The sequence below is a fragment of the Leifsonia sp. 22587 genome, from assembly GCF_052044215.1.
GTDB lineage: Bacteria > Actinomycetota > Actinomycetes > Actinomycetales > Microbacteriaceae > Leifsonia > Leifsonia shinshuensis_C.
This window is the reverse complement of the sequence record NZ_JBQENB010000001.1, coordinates 1223017-1240008: the sequence shown is the minus strand read 5'-3', so window position 1 is coordinate 1240008 and position 16992 is coordinate 1223017. Positions and strand designations below refer to the sequence as shown.

General features: G+C 70.5%; 15 protein-coding genes. 6 read left to right on the top strand and 9 right to left on the bottom strand.

Annotated features, from left to right (window positions below; translation table 11 throughout):
* Positions 1 to 5: 5 nt before the first annotated feature.
* Positions 6 to 464: a dUTP diphosphatase gene (gene dut / locus ACTJI1_RS05990; protein ID WP_310129703.1), complete on the bottom strand. Its 459-nt coding sequence runs from the start codon at positions 462 to 464 to the stop codon at positions 6 to 8.
* A gap of 39 nt (positions 465 to 503) precedes the next feature.
* On the opposite strand from dut, the gene ACTJI1_RS05985 reads away from it, so the two are divergent.
* The gene (locus ACTJI1_RS05985; RefSeq protein WP_440741899.1) at positions 504 to 950 is read left to right on the top strand and encodes a DUF3093 domain-containing protein; all 447 of its coding nucleotides are present in this window, start codon (positions 504 to 506) and stop codon (positions 948 to 950) included.
* A 26-nt stretch (positions 951 to 976) separates the two neighbouring features.
* On the opposite strand, the gene ACTJI1_RS05980 is transcribed toward ACTJI1_RS05985, so the two are convergent.
* Positions 977 to 1270, bottom strand: a complete 294-nt coding sequence (locus ACTJI1_RS05980; RefSeq protein ID WP_026307201.1) for a DUF4193 domain-containing protein — start codon at positions 1268 to 1270, stop codon at positions 977 to 979.
* Positions 1271 to 1475: 205 nt separating this feature from the next.
* On the opposite strand from ACTJI1_RS05980, the gene sepH reads away from it, so the two are divergent.
* Entirely contained in the window at positions 1476 to 2612 is a 1137-nt protein-coding gene (gene sepH, locus ACTJI1_RS05975; RefSeq protein WP_440741898.1) for a septation protein SepH, read from the top strand.
* 96 nt (positions 2613 to 2708) lie between these two features.
* Here the strand turns inward: sepH and ACTJI1_RS05970 are convergent, their stop codons facing one another.
* On the bottom strand, positions 2709 to 3833 hold the full coding sequence (locus ACTJI1_RS05970) for an alkaline phosphatase family protein (RefSeq protein WP_440742181.1): 1125 nt from the start codon (positions 3831 to 3833) through the stop codon (positions 2709 to 2711).
* Between the two features lie 122 nt (positions 3834 to 3955).
* On the opposite strand from ACTJI1_RS05970, the gene ACTJI1_RS05965 reads away from it, so the two are divergent.
* Positions 3956 to 6436 carry a DNA gyrase/topoisomerase IV subunit A gene (locus tag ACTJI1_RS05965; RefSeq protein WP_440741897.1) on the top strand — a complete coding sequence of 827 codons (2481 nt, stop codon included), beginning with the start codon at positions 3956 to 3958 and terminating at the stop codon, positions 6434 to 6436.
* Between the two features lie 120 nt (positions 6437 to 6556).
* On the opposite strand, the gene ACTJI1_RS05960 is transcribed toward ACTJI1_RS05965, so the two are convergent.
* Positions 6557 to 8656, bottom strand: coding sequence for a DNA gyrase/topoisomerase IV subunit B (locus ACTJI1_RS05960; RefSeq protein ID WP_440741896.1), 2100 nt, complete (start codon positions 8654 to 8656; stop codon positions 6557 to 6559).
* A 211-nt stretch (positions 8657 to 8867) separates the two neighbouring features.
* Between ACTJI1_RS05960 and ACTJI1_RS05955 the strand changes: the two genes are divergently transcribed.
* From ACTJI1_RS05955 to ACTJI1_RS05945, 3 genes are read left to right on the top strand one after another with little or no spacing between them, the layout of a single operon-like run.
* The gene (locus tag ACTJI1_RS05955; RefSeq protein ID WP_121261337.1) at positions 8868 to 9104 is read left to right on the top strand and encodes a DUF7455 domain-containing protein; all 237 of its coding nucleotides are present in this window, start codon (positions 8868 to 8870) and stop codon (positions 9102 to 9104) included.
* A gap of 54 nt (positions 9105 to 9158) precedes the next feature.
* Positions 9159 to 9845 (top strand): alanine racemase, encoded by a 687-nt coding sequence (locus ACTJI1_RS05950; protein WP_440741895.1) that lies wholly within the window; start codon positions 9159 to 9161, stop codon positions 9843 to 9845.
* Between the two features lie 10 nt (positions 9846 to 9855).
* On the top strand, positions 9856 to 10932 hold the full coding sequence (locus ACTJI1_RS05945; protein ID WP_440741894.1) for an alanine racemase: 1077 nt from the start codon (positions 9856 to 9858) through the stop codon (positions 10930 to 10932).
* 111 nt (positions 10933 to 11043) lie between these two features.
* On the opposite strand, the gene ACTJI1_RS05940 is transcribed toward ACTJI1_RS05945, so the two are convergent.
* The 5 genes from ACTJI1_RS05940 to ACTJI1_RS05920 all read right to left on the bottom strand — a co-directional run bounded on the left by ACTJI1_RS05940 (position 11044) and on the right by ACTJI1_RS05920 (position 16977).
* The gene (locus ACTJI1_RS05940) at positions 11044 to 11760 is read right to left on the bottom strand and encodes a type 1 glutamine amidotransferase (protein WP_440741893.1); all 717 of its coding nucleotides are present in this window, start codon (positions 11758 to 11760) and stop codon (positions 11044 to 11046) included.
* Entirely contained in the window at positions 11757 to 13031 is a 1275-nt protein-coding gene (locus ACTJI1_RS05935) for a MurT ligase domain-containing protein (protein WP_310129721.1), read from the bottom strand. Before ACTJI1_RS05935 ends, ACTJI1_RS05940 begins: the two co-directional genes overlap by 4 nt.
* Before the next feature lie 4 nt (positions 13032 to 13035).
* Positions 13036 to 14400 carry an RNA polymerase sigma factor gene (locus ACTJI1_RS05930; RefSeq protein ID WP_310129723.1) on the bottom strand — a complete coding sequence of 455 codons (1365 nt, stop codon included), beginning with the start codon at positions 14398 to 14400 and terminating at the stop codon, positions 13036 to 13038.
* A gap of 242 nt (positions 14401 to 14642) precedes the next feature.
* A complete protein-coding gene (locus tag ACTJI1_RS05925) occupies positions 14643 to 15974 on the bottom strand; it encodes an MFS transporter (protein WP_440741892.1) in 1332 nt (443 codons plus the stop codon).
* 73 nt (positions 15975 to 16047) lie between these two features.
* Positions 16048 to 16977 (bottom strand): proteasome assembly chaperone family protein, encoded by a 930-nt coding sequence (locus ACTJI1_RS05920; RefSeq protein WP_310129727.1) that lies wholly within the window; start codon positions 16975 to 16977, stop codon positions 16048 to 16050.
* Positions 16978 to 16992: the final 15 nt, after the last annotated feature.

The window sequence follows — 16992 nt, the reverse complement described above, 5'->3', positions numbered from 1 at the left end:
GTCGCTCACGCGTGTTCTCCTGCCTCGGTCACGGTGTACCCGGACGAGCCGAAGCCCGCTGTGCCGCGCTGGCTGTCCGGGAGGGTGTCGACGGGGATGAACCGGGCTCGCGTGACCGGCATGACGATCAGCTGGGCGATCCGGTCGCCGACGGCGATATCGTACGGCATCGATCTGTCCGTGTTCAGCAGGGTGACCTTGATCTCGCCGCGGTATCCCGCATCCACCGTGCCCGGCGCGTTGACGATCGTGAGGCCGTGCCGCATGGCCAGTCCGCTGCGCGGGACGACGAACGCGGCGTACCCGTCGGGCAGGGCGATGGACACGCCGGTCGGCATCGTGAAGCGCTCCCCCGGGCCCAGCACGACGGCCTCGGCGGCGCACAGGTCGGCGCCCGCGTCGCCCGGGTGGGCGTAGGCGGGAGGGAACGAGGCGATGATCGGGACGTCGACGGTATCGGTCACGTGTCGAGGGTAGTGCAGAAGTCTGATCGAATAGAGGCCATGGACCTGTACCGAGAGCGGCTCTGGGCGACGCCCTGGCTGTTCATCTCCACCCTGCTCGTCATCCCCGCGATCATGCTCGTCTTCGCACCGATCAACTTCTCGGTGGGCGTCGTCCTGGCGATCGTCGTCTACGTCGCGTTCGCGGTCTTCCTCGTCGTGACGGCCCCGACCATCCGGGTCACGGAGGACGAGCTCGTCGCCGGCTCCGCGCGAATCCCGCTCGCCCTCGTCGGCGCCCCGACGGCGTACCGCGGCGAGGAGGCGACGCAGGAGCGCGGGCGCCGGCTGGACGCGCGCGCGTGGCTGCTGATCCGCGGCTGGATCAAGCCGGTCGTGAAGGTGCCCGTGCTGGATGCGGACGACCCGGCGCCCTACTGGCTGCTCTCAACAAGAAACCCGGACCAGCTGGTCCGGGTTCTCGGTGAGGCTCGACCCGTCTCGTAGGCGGCGTCGTCGGGGGTGCGTGCGCGTCAGGCGGCGCACTCCACGCAGATCGGTCCGAGCTTCGTCTCGTGGTCGATCTGCGAGCGGTGCTTCACCAGGAAGCAGTTCACGCAGGTGAACTCGTCCGCCTGGGGAGGCAGCACGACGACGTCCAGGTCGAGGTCGGAGAGGTCGGCGCCGGGCAGCTCGTACCCACCCGGGTTGTCGGCGTCCTCGACGTCCACGACACCCGACATCTTGTCCGGGACACGCTCCTTGAGGGCCTCGATCGACTCGGAGTCGTCCTCGGTCTTCCGCGGTGCGTCGTAATCCGTTGCCATGCCCATCCACTTCTCGTCATAACGGCCGATTCTCGCAATCGGCGGCCATAGTTTGCATCAATCACCCCTGAATAGCAAAACCACTCCAGGGGCCTCTCAGCGATTGCTCGGTGTGCAACTTCCGGCACGCCCGCGGTATTCCCCGGAATGCCTTCCGTCGCGTGCGATCCTGAGGCCGTACGAACGAGCTCGGAAGGCAGTCCACATGCAGGATCTGAAGGTCATCGGGGTCGAGAACGGCGCGCTCGTCGCCGTCGGTGACGACGGTGAGCGTTTCCGCATCGCCGTCGACGAAGCATTGCAGTCGAAAGTGCGGCAGGTGCGCCAGGAGACGCCCGCCGACGCCCCCAAACTGTCGCCCCGCGAGGTGCAGGCCCACATCCGCTCCGGCATGTCCGCGGAGGACGTCGCGGCGGTCACCGGCGCGCCCCTGGAGTACGTGCAGCGCTTCGAAGGACCGATCATCGCCGAGCGCGAGCACATCGTCGCCAGCGCCCTCAGCGTCCCGGTGCACACGACGGACGCCGTCGACCCGCTGGGCGAGGCCGAGACGTTCGGGTCGGTCATCCGCGACCGCCTCGCCTCCCTCGGCGTGTCCGGAGAGCGCTGGGCGAGCTGGAAGGACAGCGAGACCGGCTGGATCGTGAAGCTCGAGTTCACGGCCGACACGATCGACCACGACGCGCGCTGGTCCTACGACGCGCGCAAGCACGCCCTGGCGCCGCTCAACTCGGAGGCGACCACCCTGTCGCAGGCGGGCGAGCTGCGCGGCGGAGCGCTCATCCCCCGGCTCCGCGCCGTGCTGCCGCACGAGGGCGAGCCCGACAACTCGCGCTTCGACAGCGGAGCCTTCACGTTCCCCGCGCCGTCCGCCGACCTGCTCGGGCCGGAGATTACCGCGCCCATCGAGCCGCTGACGCCGGGCCGCGCGCCGGGGGCCAACAACTCCATCCAGGTGTCCGCGATCAAGCGCGCCGACGAGGGCGCCCCGCGCGACCTGCACCAGACCGCCGACCTGCTGGAGGCGCTGCGCCGCCGCCGGGGCGAGCGCGAGGCCGCGACCTACGAGGACCGCACCCCGGCTCCGGAGCGCCCGCTGGCGTCCGACCCGGCGCCCGTGCCCACGCCGACGCCCACTCCCTCGCCGTTCCGTGTGGTGGATGAGCGGATCGCCGAGCGGCCGCCGATCGCGGAGCAGCCGCCGCTCCCCCTCGACGTGCCGCCGCCCGCGAACAGCAACGACTCGGGTCCGCAGCCGTCCGGCCGCAAGAAGGGCCGCACCGCGATGCCGAGCTGGGACGAGATCGTCTTCGGCGCGCGCACGGACGACGACCTGGCCTGATCTTCTTCTCGCCGAAGTGCACCTTCTTGTGCACCCGTGCGGCGTGTCGCACGCAACGACGTGCACCTCAGCCGTGTCGGGATGCGGGAGCGCGGGTTACCCGGCGGCGCCGAAGCGCAGGAGGGGCACCCGCGTCTCCTCGGGCGTGATCGAGCCGTGCTGGCCGACCATGTTGCGGCCGGTGCGCAGCGGGTCGCGGCCGTCGTAGTAGGCGATGCGCTTGCGCGCGGCGACCAGAACATCCCCGATGCGCGGGGCCACCTCGGCGGCGACCTCCGCTCCGAACCAGCCGGCCTCGACCGCTTCGGCGCGCGTCGCCACCCAGGAGCGGTCGCCCTCGGCGGCGCGCCAGCGCTCGGCAACGTCCGTCGCCGAGATGCCGGGTGCCGTGTAGAGGTGCAGGACGCGCGGCTCGCCCGCCACGTCGGCCACACCGTCCAGGAGCTCGGGGGCGGTGTCGTAGAGGATGTGACCGCTCTCGGGGACGTCGACCACGCCGTGGTCCGCGGTGAGCAGAGCAGCGCGCCCGGGGCCGAGCCGCCGGGCGAAGGACGCGACCAGCGCGTCCAGCGTCTCGAGGGCGGCCGTCCAGTCGCTCGACTCCCAGCCGCGCGCGTGCGCCAGCTGGTCGAGCTCGGCGACGTAGAGATAGGTCAGCCCCGGGCCCGGGGTCGCGACGATGTCGGCAGCAGTGTCGAACCGTTCGGCCAGCGACTGCACGCCGATGAACTCCGCGCCCCGCAGCACCGCCTCGGTGAAGCCCGAGCCGGCGAACTTCGGCAGGCCAATAGCCCGCGCGCGCACGCCCTCGTCGGCCGCGCGCTCGAAGACGGTCCGCGACCGCTGCCAGGTGGACGGATCCATCTGCGCGTCCCAGCCGGAGAGCTGGTTGGTCAGGCGGCCGGCGCCGTCGCGGACCCGGTAGCCGACCAGGCCGTGTTCGCCAGGTGCCGTGCCCGTTGTCAGTGTCGCCAGCGCAGCGGCGGTGGTGGTCGGGAAACCGGCGTCGATCGTCGTCGCCTTCCCGAGCATCGGCGCCAGCGTCCGCGCGTGACCGGATCGTGCCCGCAAGGCCGCGGCGCCCAGGCCGTCGACCAGGATGACGACCACGTGATCCAGCCGCGGCAGGTCGAGGTCATTCCGTTCGCCGCGCAGCGCCGCGAGCGAACTCGGCAGAACCGTGGCGAGGCTCGCTCGCGTGGTGAAGGCGGCCGGTAGCATGGGGGGCATCCGGCCCAGTCTGGCACAGGCATCACGGCGCCGGCCGAGCCACCCCCGCTCCCCGGGCACGCGCTTCCCGAGCCCGTGCTCCCCCTGAGCCCCGACCTGCACAGAATGCACGAATGACACCCGCAGACGATCAGCCCGCCGGAACGACCGAACGCATCGAGGACGTCGACGTCACGACCGAGATGCAGGGCTCCTTCCTCGAGTACGCCTACTCGGTGATCTACTCCCGCGCCCTCCCGGACGCCCGCGACGGCCTCAAGCCGGTGCAGCGCCGCATCCTCTACATGATGACCGAGATGGGCCTGCGCCCGGACCGCGGTCACGTGAAGTCCGCCCGCGTCACCGGCGAGGTGATGGGAAAGCTGCACCCCCACGGCGACAGCGCGATCTACGACGCCCTGGTGCGCATGGCGCAGGACTTCACCCTGCGCGTGCCGCTGGTCGACGGGCACGGCAACTTCGGCTCCCTCGACGACGGGCCGGCCGCCGCCCGGTACACCGAGGCGCGTCTCGCCGCAGCGGCGCTCGCGATGACGGAGGACCTCGACGAGGACGTCGTCGACTTCGTCCCCAACTACGACAACCAGCTGATGCAGCCGGATGTGCTGCCCGCCGCCTTCCCGAACCTCCTGGTCAACGGCGCGAGCGGCATCGCGGTCGGCATGGCCACGAACATGGCGCCGCACAACCTGATCGAGGTCGTCGGCGCGGCCCGCCACCTCCTCGCGAACCCGGATGCGACCCTCGACGACCTGATGGCGTACGTCCCCGGGCCCGACCTCCCCGGCGGCGGCACCATCGCCGGGCTGGCGGGTGTGCGCGACGCGTACGCGACCGGCCGCGGCAGCTTCCGGATGCGCGCCAAGGTGACCGTCGAATCCATCACCGCGCGCAAGAGCGGCCTCGTCGTCACCGAGCTCCCCTACCTCGTAGGCCCCGAGAAGGTCATCGAGAAGATCAAGGACGGCGTCAACGCCAAGAAGCTCAACGGCATCTCCGACGTCACCGACCTCTCCGACCGCCAGCACGGCCTGCGTCTCGTCATCGGCATCAAGACCGGCTTCAGCCCGGAGGCCGTGCTCGAGCAGCTCTACCGGCACACGCCGCTCGAAGAGGGCTTCGCGATCAACAACGTCGCGCTCGTCGCCGGCGGACCGCAGACCCTCGGCCTGCGCGACCTGCTGCAGGTGTACCTCGACCACCGCGTCAGCGTGGTCACCCGGCGGTCGCAGTTCCGCCTCGCGCGCCGGCAGGAGCGGCTGCACCTCGTCGAGGGCCTCCTCATCGCCATCCTCGACATCGACGAGGTGATCCAGGTCATCCGCACCTCGGACGACACCGAGCAGGCGCGCGGACGGCTGATGCAGGTGTTCGACCTCAGCACCCTGCAGGCCGACTACATCCTCGAGCTGCGGCTGCGCCGGCTCACCAAGTTCAGCCGCATCGAGCTCGAGACCGAGCGCGACCAGCTGCGCGCGGAGATCGAGGAGCTGCAGGCCCTGCTCGCCTCGCGTCAGCGCATCGACGACCTGGTGTCGGACGAGCTGGAGCAGGTCGCCACCCGGTTCGGGACGCCGCGGCGCACCCTCCTCACCGAGGCGAAGCCGTCGATCGCCGGCGCCTCGCGCAGCAAGGCGGCGACGGTGCAGCTCGAGGTGGCGGACGTGCCCACGCGCGTGTACCTCTCCACCACCGGGCGCATCCTGCGAGTGGATGCGGTGGCCGGCGCCGACGGCGAGGGCGGGCTCGACCGCATCCAGCCGCCGGCCCGGCGCAGCAAGCACGACGCGATCCTGTCCCAGCTGGACACGACCAGCCGGAGCGAGATCGGCGCGGTGACGAACCGAGGGCGGCTCATCCGCTTCTCCCCCGTCGACCTGCCCGGGGTGCCCGCCAACTCCATCCAGCTGGGCGCCGGCGTCAAGATCGGCGACTACCTGGCGCTCGCGGACAAGAAGGAGCGCATCCTCGCGATCGTCTCCCTCGACTCGGAGCGCACCATCGCCCTCGGGACGAAGCAGGGCGTGGTCAAGCGGGTCGCGCCGGGCGACTGGGCGAACAAGCCCGAGTTCGAGGTCATCAGCCTCAAAGCCGGCGACGAGGTCGTCGGTGCGACGACGGTGACGGACGAGGACGAGCTGGTGTTCGTCGCCAGCGACGCACAACTGCTGCGGTTCGCCGCCTCCAGCGTCCGTCCGCAGGGACGCGCCGCGGGCGGTATGGCCGGCATCAACCTGGGATCGGGCGCGCGCGCGATCTACTTCGGCGCGGTCGCATCGGGCGACACCGACGAGGCCGTCGTCGCCACGATCGCGGCGAGCGACGCGACGCTGCCCGGCGCAGACCCGGGCACCGCGAAGGTGAGCGACTTCTCCGAGTTCCCCGCGAAGGGACGCGCCACCGGCGGCGTCCGCGCCCAGCGGTTCCTGAAGGGCGAGAGCGAGCTGGTCATGGCGTGGGCCGGCCGCGGCCCGGCGCTGGCCGTCGCCCCCGACGGCGCTGCGCGCACCCTCCCCGAGGGCGGCGCCCGCCGCGACGCCTCCGGCACCCCCCTCGACACCGTCGTCGGCTCGATCGGCCGCCGCATCTCCTGACCTCGCGCCCCACCGTCGAGTACACCAAAAGTGCACGCGAAACGCCGTTCAGGCGTGTAGAAATCGTGTACTCGACGGAGGGCGGTCAGGCGTCGAGAGGGCCGAGCGGACGAGGCCGGGTCAGGCGTCGATGCGGGCGCGGCTCAGGTCGTCGGCGCCCGCGATGATGAACTCCTTGCGTGGCGCGACGTCGTTGCCCATCAGCAGCTCGAAGACGCGGTTCGCGGCCTCCGCGTCGGGGACGCGCACCCGGCGCAGCGTGCGGTGGGCGCGGTCCATCGTGGTGGTCGCGAGCTGGTCCGCATCCATCTCGCCGAGGCCCTTGTAGCGCTGGATCGGCTCCTGGTAGCGCTTGCCGCGCTTCTTCAGGTCCGCGAGCACCGCCTGCAGCTCGGCCTCCGAGTACGTGTAGATCGTCTCGTTCGGCTTCGACCCCGGGTTCACGACCACGACACGGTGCAGCGGAGGCACGGCCGCGAAGACGCGCCCCTCCTCGATCATCGGCCGCATGTAGCGGAAGAACAGCGTGAGCAGCAGGGTGCGGATGTGCGCCCCGTCGACGTCGGCGTCCGACATGATGATGACCTTGCCGTAGCGGGCGACCGACAGGTCGAAGCTGCGGCCGGAGCCGGCGCCGATGACCTGGATGATCGCCGCGCACTCGGCGTTGGAGAGCATGTCCGAGATGGACGCCTTCTGCACGTTGAGGATCTTGCCCCGGATGGGCAGCAGCGCCTGGAACTCGCTGTCGCGTGCCCGGCGGGCCGTGCCCAGCGCCGAGTCGCCCTCGACGATGAACAGCTCGCTGTTGGCGACGTCGTTGGAGCGGCAGTCGACGAGCTTCGCCGGGAGCGACGACGTCTCCAGCGCGTTCTTGCGGCGCTGCGTCTCCTTGTGAGCGCGTGCGGAGATACGCGACTTCATCTCGGCGACGACCTTGTCGAGCACGAGCGCCGACTGCGCCTTGTCGTCGCGCTTCGACGAGCCGAACCGCTCAGCCATGGCCTTCTGGACGACGTTGGCGACGATCGCGCGCACGGCGGGCGTGCCGAGGATCTCCTTCGTCTGGCCCTCGAACTGCGGCTCGGGCAGGCGCACCGTGAGCACGGCGGTGAGCCCGGCCATCACGTCGTCCTTCTCGAGCTTGTCCGTTCCGGCCTTGAGGCGCCGCGCGTTCAGCTCCACCTGCTGGCGGAGGAACTTGAGCAGGCCCTGGTCGAACCCGGCCTGGTGGCTGCCGCCCTTCGGCGTCGCGATGATGTTGACGAAGCTGCGCATGACGGTGTCGTAGCCGGTGCCCCAGCGCAGGGCAATGTCGACCTGGCAGTCGCGCTGCAGCTCGGTCGGCACCATCGCGCCGGAGTCCGACAGCACGGGGACGGTCTCGGTGAAGTGTCCCTCGCCGGTGAGCCGCCAGGTCTCGGTGATCGGGCTGTCCGGAGCGAGGAAGTCGACGAACTCCGAGATGCCGCCCTCATAGCGGAACGTGGTCAGCCCGGTCGGCTCGGCACCGTCCTTCCCGGCGCGCTTGTCGTCGATCGAGATCGACAGCCCGGGGACCAGGAACGCCGTCTGCCGTGCACGGCCGACGAGGTCGTCCGTGCTGAACTCGGCGCCCTTGGTGAAGATCTGCCGGTCGGCCCAGTAGCGGATGCGCGTGCCCGTCCGGCCCTTGGGCACCTTGCCGACCACGCGCAGCTCACTGCCGCTGACGAACGGGGTGAAGGGGCTGTCGGGGCTCGGCGCGCCCTTCTTGTCGTCGAAGACGCCGGGCTCGCCGCGGTGGAACGACATCGCCCAGGTCTTGCCGTCGCGGTCGACCTCCACGTCGAGCCGCTCGGAGAGCGCGTTGACCACCGAGGCGCCGACGCCGTGCAATCCGCCGGATGCGGCGTACGAGCCGCTGCCGAACTTGCCGCCGGCGTGCAGCTTGGTGAACACGACCTCCACGCCCGACAGGCCGGTCTTCGGCTCGATGTCGACGGGGATGCCGCGGGCGCTGTCGCGCACCTCGACGCTGTCGTCGGCGTGCAGCACGACGTCGATGCTCGTGCCGTGCCCGGCGAGGGCCTCGTCGACGGAGTTGTCGATGATCTCCCACAGGCAGTGCATGAGACCGCGTGAGTCGGTGGAGCCGATGTACATGCCGGGTCGTTTGCGGACGGCCTCGAGCCCCTCGAGCACCGAGAGGTGCCTGGCCGAATAGTCCGAACTCGCCACGTGCGCTCCTTGTGGATGGTGTGCGCCCGTTTCCGCGGGCGCGCGTGCTTCTCCAGCGTACGTGCCGGACGCCGAACCCTACGTCACGACACCCGTCGGGACGCTGTGGCTACGCGTTGAGCGAAATGGCAGGCGATACGCGCAGAGTTACCGGGTATCCGTGGTTCTATAGACGTACCGAGTTCACCGGTTGCGACGGAAGGAGCATCACATGTCGACAGTAACCTCGGAGAACGGGGCCGTTGACGAGCTCGCATCAGGGCCGCAACTGACGGCCGCGGACCGTTGCGACAGCTGCGGAGCGCAGGCGTACATCAGGGTCGTCGTGAACAACGGCGAGCTGCTGTTCTGCGCGCACCACGGCAAGAAGCACCAGGAGAAGCTCTCTCAGATCGCCCACAGCTGGCACGACGAGACCGCTCGCCTGTTCGAAGAGCAGCGCGCGTAACGCGACCGCATCGCGAGACGCGGGGCTGACCGGAGGATGGTGACACGGACGGGTGTGCGCAGACGCGCCCACATCGACCTCGACACCATCCGCCAGACGGCAGCCTCCTCGTCACTCCCCGACTGCACCGCCGATCTCCGCGCCGACGCGTACGGACACGGGCTCCTGCCCGTGGCTCGTGCGCTGACGGATGCGGGGGTCGGCGGTTTTCTCGTCTCCCGGGTGGAGGACGCCGCCGCTCTCGCGGACGAAGGCCTCCCCGTCCCGGTCGAGATCGGCACCCCGGTGTCCGGCCGCACCGTTCGCGGGCCGGAGCTGTTCGGGCTCGATCCCGCACATCCATCGCCCCCCGCCATGCGGCTGGAGGGCGAGGTGATCGCCGTGAAGCGCGTGCCGGCCGACCGCGGCGTCTCGTACGGCTACACCTACCGCACGTCGCACCCCACGACGCTCGTGCTCGTCGCGCTGGGCTATGCCGACGGCATCCTGCGCGTGGCGTCCAACAAGGCGCCCGTCAAAGTCGGCGACACGACCGGCCGCATCACCGGCCGGATCGCCATGGACCAGTTCGTCGTCGACGTCGGCGGTGACGGCCCGGCGCCCGGCGACCCGGTCATCCTGTTCGGCGACCCGGAGCTCGGCGAGCCGACGGTGCTCGACTGGGCGGATGCCCTGGGCGTGGCCGCCCCGGTCATCACCAGCAGGCTCGGCCGGCGCATCGAGAGGACGTACACCCGATGAGGACGCCCGCATGACGATCGTGGACGCCGTCGCCGAACCGCTCCCCCGCGCGGTCATCGACCTGGCCGCTCTGCGGCACAACGTCGCGCACCTCACCGCGCTGATCGCCCCCGCCGAGACGATGCTCGCGGTCAAGGCGGACGCGTACGGCCACGGGCTGCTGCCCATCGCCGAAGCCGGCCTGGAGGCGGGAGCCACCTCGCTCGCCGTGCTCGAGATCCCGGCGGGGCTGGTGCTCCGCCACGCGGGGATCACCGTCCCGCTGCTCGCGTGGCTGCACGGCCGCGACACGGACTGGCGCGCCGGCATCGAGGCGGACATCCAGCTGGGCATCTCCGCCCGCTGGCAGCTGGACGCGATCGCCGCCGCCGGCGCGGACCGCCCGGCGGTCATCCACCTCAAGGTCGACACCGGCCTCAGCCGCAACGGCGCCACCCGTGAGGAGTGGCCCGGGCTCATCCGCGCCGCCGTCGACCTCGAGCAGCGCGGCATCGTGCGCATCCGCGCCGCCTGGTCGCACCTCGCGGACGCGTCCATCGCCGACGACGAGGCGGCCCTCGCCGAGTTCCGGGACGCAGTGCTCGAGGCCGAGAAGCTGGGCGCCCGGTTCGAGGCCCTGCACCTGGCCGCCAGCTCGGCAGGCATCCGGATGCCCGAGGCCCGCTTCTCGTTCGTGCGCTTCGGGATCGCCGCCTACGGCTTCTCGCCGTTCGACGACTCCACCGGCGCCGAGCTCGGCCTCACCCCGGTGATGCGGTTGGAGGCTCCGGTCACCGAGGTGCACGTCGGCGGCACCACGCACGCCCGGCTCGGGATCGGCTACGCGGACGGCGTGCCGACCCTCGGCATCGCCAAGACGTCCATCCAGCTGAACGGCCGCCGTTGCCCCGTGATCGAGGTGGACGCCGACAGCATGCTCGTGGATGCGGGTCCGCACCGCGTGGAGGTGGGCGACACCGCCATCCTGTTCGGCCCGGGCACCGACGGCGAGCCGACCGCGGAGAAGTACGCCGACTGGGCGGAGACGATCGCCGACGAGATGGTGACGGGCGTCGCCGCCCGCGTCCCCCGCGTCTACGTCAACTGAGCCCGGGCGCACGTTCTTTCGTCGAGGTGCACCTTGTTGCGCTCGACACGCCGAACAGGTGCGCAACAACGTGCACTTCGGCGAACAGGGACAGGGCGAGCGGACGCGCGCTCAGAGGGAGACGCCGAGGCGGTCCGCGATCGCGCGGCGCGCGTTGGTGGCGTAGCGGTCGACCCGCTCCGTCTGCGGAACCGGCGCGACCTCGCCGCGCAGGGCGGTGCTCAGGAAGCGGTCCGCGAGGGCCGGGTTCATCGGCAGCAGCGGACCGTGCAGGTGCGTGCCGATCGACGCGCCGACGACGACGCCCTCCGTCTGGTCGCCGTTGCCCGTGCCGCTGACGACGCGGCCGAGCGGCTCCGCCCCGTCGAGCACGGTGCGGGCGGAGTGGTTCTCGAATCCGGCGATGGTGCTGCCGTCCGCGAGCGTGACGACGATCTCGCCCACGTGCCGCTTGGCGCCGAGCGCAGCGCGGGTCGGGAAGACCGCCGCGCCGGCGAGCACCTCGCCCTCGGGGGTCTCCAGTTCGCTGCCGAGCAGCTGCCAGCCGCCGGCGATGGCGAGGAACGGCACGCCCGCATCCCGCCAGTCGCGTAGCCGGGCGGCGATGCGCAGGACGTCGGCGTGGACGGCGCGCTGACCGGAGAGCGGGCCGGAGCCGATGTGGACGATGTCCGCGCTGGTCGGAAGCTCCGCGCCGACGCTGTGGCGGACCACCTCGACGTCGATGCCGCGCCACTGCGCGCGCTCGGCGAGCGCCAGCACGTTGCCGGCGTCGCCGTTGATGCCGAGCTCGGCCGGATAGAGGTGCAGGATGCGCAGCACGGTCATCGCTCGCGGCCCTCCAGGTCGAGGAAGCCGAGCTGCTTCCGGATCAGCATCATCTGCTCGTAGTTCACGATCATCGTCTTCGTGCCGCGCGACGGCTTCGGCAGGGCGAGGAACGCCTGCAGCGCCGGCTTCAGCTCGGGCAGGACCTGGTCGACGTCGATGCCGGCGTAGGCGAACCGCGTGGCGAACTGCCACGCCTTGGTGCCGGACACCACATCCACGTGCGTGAGCTTCGACAGGTCGATGTCGTACACCCACGACGGGTCGGGGGTGCCCTCGTCGACCGCGACGAACACCTGTTCCGGCGACTCGGCCAGGTAGTCGAGGTTGAGCTGGAGGCTCGGCGGGTTCTTCATCATGATGATCTCGACGTCCTCGTCGCCGACCTTCAGCGTCTCGCCGCGACCGTAGACGGTGCGCAGCGCTGCCATGGCCGCCACGACCGACTGCGGCTGGAACTTCTCCCCCAGCAGCCGGCGCGCCATCGCCGTGGCGCCCGCCGCATCCACCGCGTAGTGCAGCCCGCGCGCCGGCAGGCCGATCCGGACGTGCTCGCCGCCGATGGTGAGCTGGGCGCTCTGCACCTCCAGCTTGCTGACGAACACCGACGGGATGGGCAGGGAGCCCGCCGAGGCGCCGGTCAGGTCCTTCACGTTCGCGAGACCGTTCGGGGACGACTCGATGATGGACGGCGCCACGGCGAACGTGGAGACGTCACGGCCCTGCGCGACGAGTTCGGCGCCGACCCGCGACAGGCTGTCGTCGTCCGCGTTCACCACGACGAACTCGGACGAGCCCTCGGCGATCGAGCGCAGCATCCCGATCACGCGGGTGGGCTCGAAGAAGCGGTTGAGCTGGTCGATCTGCACGTTGAGCAGCAGCGAGCCGCGCGGCTTCAGCACGCGCGCGAGGTCGACGCCGTAGGCCTCGTCCACCTCGATCACGCCGACATCGCCGCGCACGTAGCCGTCCAGCGGCACGTCGGCGAGCAGCGCGGAGGCGATGCCCTGCGGCAGGTTGCCGCCGGAGGGGTTGGTGAAGACCTCGAGACCGTGCTCGCGCAGGATCGCGGTGAGCATGTTGGTCGTCGTGGACTTGCCGTTCGAGCCGGACACGAACACGACGCCCAGGGGAAGCCGGCTGACCGCGCGCTCCAGGAACTTCGGGGCGATGGCCAGGGCGACACGGCCGGGGACCGCGGAGCCGCCTCCCCGCAGGCGAAGAAGCCAGCGGGCGAGGCGGCCGGCGAGGACCGCCAGTCGGTAACGCACCGGTTTACTCGAGGTAGTCGCGCAGCGACTGCGAACGCGACGGGTGACGCAGCTTCGCCATCGTCTTCGACTCGATCTGGCGGATGCGCTCACGCGTCACGCCGAACGTGTCGCCGATCTGGTCGAGCGTCTTCGGCATGCCGTCGCCGAGGCCGAAGCGCATGCGGATCACGCCCGCCTCACGCTCGGACAGCGAGTCGAGCAGGCTCTCCAGCTGCTTCTGCAGCATGGTGAAGCCCACCGCGTCGGCCGGGACGACCGCCTCGGTGTCCTCGATCAGGTCCCCGAACTCGCTGTCGCCGTCCTCACCCAGAGGAGTGTGCAGCGAGATGGGCTCGCGACCGTACTTCTGGACCTCGATGACCTTCTCCGGGGTCATGTCGAGTTCCTTCGACAGCTCCTCGGGGGTGGGCTCGCGGCCCAGGTCCTGCAGCATCTGGCGCTGCACGCGGGCCAGCTTGTTGATGACCTCGACCATGTGCACCGGGATGCGGATGGTGCGGGCCTGGTCGGCCATCGCGCGGGTGATCGCCTGACGGATCCACCAGGTGGCGTACGTCGAGAACTTGAAGCCCTTGGTGTAGTCGAACTTCTCGACCGCACGGATGAGGCCCAGGTTGCCCTCCTGAATCAGATCCAGGAACTGCATGCCGCGCCCGGTGTAGCGCTTGGCGAGGCTCACCACGAGGCGCAGGTTCGCGCCCAGCAGGTGGCTCTTGGCGCGCTGGCCGTCGCGGGCGACCCACTTCAGCTCGCGCTCCAGCTCCTTGCTGAGGTTCGGGGTGTTCGCGAGCTTGTCCTCGGCGAACAGACCGGCCTCGATGCGCATGGCGAGCTCGACCTCTTCGGCCGCGTTCAGCAGCGGGACCTTGCCGATCTGCTTCAGGTAGTCCTTGACCGGGTCGGCGGTCGCGCCGGTGATGGTCGAGGAGTAGACCGGGATGTCGTCGTCCTCGTCGACCGCGCGCAGCACGAGCGCGTCGGTCGGCAGCGGGATCTCGACCACCGGGACGGCGGCCGTGGGCGTCGCACCCTCGGTGTCGCTGTCGTCCGCGTCGTCGGAGTCGGCGTCCGCCTCGGTCTCCGTGTCGTCGGTCTCGGTGTCGTCGGTCGCCTCGACCACGACCTCCTCGTCGTCGATCTCGACCTCGGCGTCGTCATCCAGGTCGTCGTCGTCCGCAGCGCCGGCCTTGCCCTTGGGCGCAGCCTGCTTCTTCGCAGCGGTCGCCTTCGCGGGGGCCTTCGTCGTCGTCTTCTTCGCGCCCGCCTTCTTGGCTGCGGGCTTCGCCGTCTCGTCCGCGACGACGGTCGTGGTCTCGTCGACCTCGACCTCCGCGTCGCGGGTCTTCGTTGCTGCACGGGTTGCCATGTGAACACCTTTCATACCAAGCGGAGAGGGCCGGGATCCTGACGGCCGAGCCTGGCTCAGGGTTTGCGTGCGGACACTACTAAGACCCATGTCAAGTCCGGGATGAGGCGCCGGGCATCGTCTAATGCTCCGGCCCCGGGACATGAACGGGTCCAGACGTCAATTATTGCACGTTCCACGCGCTCCCCCGACCATTCGCGGCCAGCTCTCGGATCGGGATCGATCGGGCGTCCCCCACGCCCCTACAACGCTTCGTGACCGCCGCGCCTTCTCCACGCTCCGACAAGTGCAACCCAGAGAGGGGCCACTTCTATTCCCTCGTCCTCCTGCAGCCGGCGCCGTGTGCGGCGGCGGGCGTGCACCAGGAAGCCGACGCCGATCCCGACGATGACGTACTGGATGGCGAACGCCCAGCGGAAGTGGTCCAGCTGGTAGAGCTGCGCATCCCCCTCCGCCCCGTGCGCCTGCACGTCCAGGGAGACGCCGATGAGGAACATCATGACGAAGCTGGCGAGGAACCCGCCGACGTTGACGATTCCGTTCGCCGACCCGAGGCTGTGCAGCGGGTTGAAGGTGCGCGCGAAGTCGAAGCCGATCAGGGAGCCGGGGCCGCCGATCCCGATCGCCGCGATCAGCACGATGACGGTCCACAGCGGCGGCTCGCCCGGCCACAGGAGCACGAGCGTCCAGGCGGCGGCCATGAGCGCCACGATCCCGAGCACGAGGTTGCTGCGCCGCATCGGGAAGCGGGCGGTCAGGATGCCGAGGATCGGTCCCGAGATGAGACCGGCTCCCACCAGCACGGTCAGCAGGGCCGACGCCTCCGCCGGCTCGATGCCCAGGGCGAACACCAGGAACGGGATACCCCACATCAGGCTGAACACGGTGCCCGAGGACTGCGTGACGAAGTGGGACCAGAAGCCGAGCTGCGTTCCGGGGCGGGCCAGGCTGATCCTCAGTTGCCGTAGCGAGTCGGACCACGTCGCCGGACGCGGCCCCTCGCTCGCCCCGACCGGCCTGTCGGCCACCGCGACGGCGATGCCGATCAGGGCGACGACGGACAGCGAGGCGGCGCTGAGGAAGGCGACCGTCCAGCCCGAGAGGTGCAGCAGCAGGGCGAACGGCACGGCGGACAGCACCTGGCCGAGCTGGCCGACGTTGCCGATCCACTGCGACAGCTGCGGCACGATCCTGCCGCGGAACCAGGAGTTCACCAGGCGCATCAGCGAGGTGAACACCGTCGCATCCCCCGCCCCCACGAGGATGCGGCCCACGATGGCGATCGCGATGCTCGGCGCCAGCGCGACGGCGACCTGCCCGACGACCATCAGGGCCGTGCCCGTCAGCATGAGGACGCGCGAACCGATCCGATCGATGAGGACCCCGACCGGGACCTGCATGCCCGCGTACACGATCAGCTGCACCACGGCGAGCGTGGAGAGGACGGAAGCGGAGACGTGGAACCGCTCGGTCGCCGCGACGCCCGCGACACCGATCGTGGTGCGCTGCATGACGGCGATGAGGTAGGCGAAGACGCCGATCCCGTAGACGACCCAGGAGCGACGCGAATTCACCGGACGATCCTACGCCCGGCGCAGCGGCCGCCCGTTCGGCGTGGCCGTCGCCCGTGCGCTCAGCGCTCGCCGATCAGCGCTCGCCGCGCCCGTTCTCCTCGTCGCCGTGGCGGCGGAAGGCGAGGAAGTTCTCGAGCTCGGCGGCGATCTCGTCGGCGGTCGGCAGCTCGCCGTCGCTGTCGGTCAGCGGGGAGCGCAGCTGCGTGTCCTCCATGTAGGAGTCGTGCCGCTCCTCCAGCGTACCCACCAGGCGTCCCAGCTCGGGATTGCCCGCGACCTGCTCGTCGATGTTGGCGACGAACTCGCGGTCCTCCTGGCGGAGCCGGTCGGTCGGGAAGATCAGGCCGGTGGCCGCGCTGATCGAGTCGAGGGCCGCGACCGCGGCAGCCGGGTACTCGGTGTCGGCGAGGTAGTGCGGGATCAGCAGGATGAATCCGGCGATCGGGTACGAGAGCTGCTGGAGCCGGTACTCGAGCAGGTGCAGCGCGTTGGCGGGCACCTGCGTGTGCGGCTTCCAGATCGACATGGAGTCGATGAGCTCGGAGCGGTTGCCGCTCACCGTCACGCCGATCGGACGCGTGTGCGGAACGGGCATCGGGATGGAGTGGACCCAGGTGATGCTCTTCACCTTGAAACGCTCGATCAAGCCGAGCACCGCCTCCGTGAACGCCTCCCAGCGGAAGTCCGGCTCGAAGCCCGACAGCAGGAGGAACGGCTGGCGCAGCTCGTCGTAGGCGAGGTAGAGCTTCAGCGTCGCCGGCTGGTAGTCGGTCAGGTGGTCCTGGTCGAAGTAGATGATGGGGCGGCGGGCGCGATAGTCGAGCAGGATGTCCGCGTCGAAGGTCGCCACCACGTCGTTGTCGAGGGTCCCGAGCAGATAGGTGCCGAGCTGGCTGACGCCGGAGCCGGCGTCGGCGAAGCCCGTGAGGCCCGCGACCAGCGGCAATCCCTCCGGCACACCGAGTGCCGGGTCGAGCTCGTACAGTTCGCCGGGGTCGCGCATACTCCAACTCTAGGA

Coding starts and splice junctions, on each gene's coding strand:
- ACTJI1_RS05985 (WP_440741899.1), top strand. CDS start 504: ATGGACCTGTACCGAGAGCGGCTCTGGGCGACGCCCTGGCTGTTCATC.
- ACTJI1_RS05980 (WP_026307201.1), bottom strand. CDS start 1,270: ATGGCAACGGATTACGACGCACCGCGGAAGACCGAGGACGACTCCGAG.
- sepH (WP_440741898.1), top strand. CDS start 1,476: ATGCAGGATCTGAAGGTCATCGGGGTCGAGAACGGCGCGCTCGTCGCC.
- ACTJI1_RS05970 (WP_440742181.1), bottom strand. CDS start 3,833: ATGCTACCGGCCGCCTTCACCACGCGAGCGAGCCTCGCCACGGTTCTG.
- ACTJI1_RS05965 (WP_440741897.1), top strand. CDS start 3,956: ATGACACCCGCAGACGATCAGCCCGCCGGAACGACCGAACGCATCGAG.
- ACTJI1_RS05955 (WP_121261337.1), top strand. CDS start 8,868: ATGTCGACAGTAACCTCGGAGAACGGGGCCGTTGACGAGCTCGCATCA.
- ACTJI1_RS05945 (WP_440741894.1), top strand. CDS start 9,856: ATGACGATCGTGGACGCCGTCGCCGAACCGCTCCCCCGCGCGGTCATC.
- ACTJI1_RS05940 (WP_440741893.1), bottom strand. CDS start 11,760: ATGACCGTGCTGCGCATCCTGCACCTCTATCCGGCCGAGCTCGGCATC.
- ACTJI1_RS05930 (WP_310129723.1), bottom strand. CDS start 14,400: ATGGCAACCCGTGCAGCAACGAAGACCCGCGACGCGGAGGTCGAGGTC.
- ACTJI1_RS05920 (WP_310129727.1), bottom strand. CDS start 16,977: ATGCGCGACCCCGGCGAACTGTACGAGCTCGACCCGGCACTCGGTGTG.